The following is a 333-nucleotide window of genomic DNA, read 5'->3' as shown; positions in this document are numbered from 1 at the left end:
GGTAGTATCATTGGCGCTGGTAGGCTTAGCTTCCGGGTTCGGGATGGGTCCGGGCGTTTCCCTGCCGCTGTTGCCGCCGTAACTCTATTTAATTAAGCCCCGTGTCTTGGTGAAAACACCATTGGGTGGTGTTTTTGGTGGTGGGGTGTGATGTTTCATTGATTCGTGTTTCGTGGTTGCGAGGCATGTTTGTGGTGTTACACACGATTTCCACATTGGGGTTTTTGTTACCCGTTGGGGTGTGTGTAAGTTTTCGGCCGGTTAGTGCCAGTTCCCTGCGACTATTACTAGTCTTCTAGGTCTGGTCTATCGATCCCGTGGTCTGCGGGGGGC

Annotated in this window: 2 rRNA genes; both read right to left on the bottom strand. The window is 52.6% G+C overall.

Annotation, left to right across the window (positions count from 1 at the left end):
* Positions 1-81, bottom strand: a 5S ribosomal RNA gene (gene rrf, locus SLQ30_RS33035); the annotation flags it as partial.
* Between the two features lie 160 nt (positions 82-241).
* Positions 242-333, bottom strand: a 23S ribosomal RNA gene (locus tag SLQ30_RS33030); the annotation flags it as partial.

Source organism: Mycobacterium sp. RTGN4, assembly GCF_033804635.1.
Lineage (GTDB): Bacteria > Actinomycetota > Actinomycetes > Mycobacteriales > Mycobacteriaceae > Mycobacterium.
The sequence above is the reverse complement of the archived record's forward strand: the minus strand, read 5'-3'. Positions and strand labels throughout refer to the sequence as shown.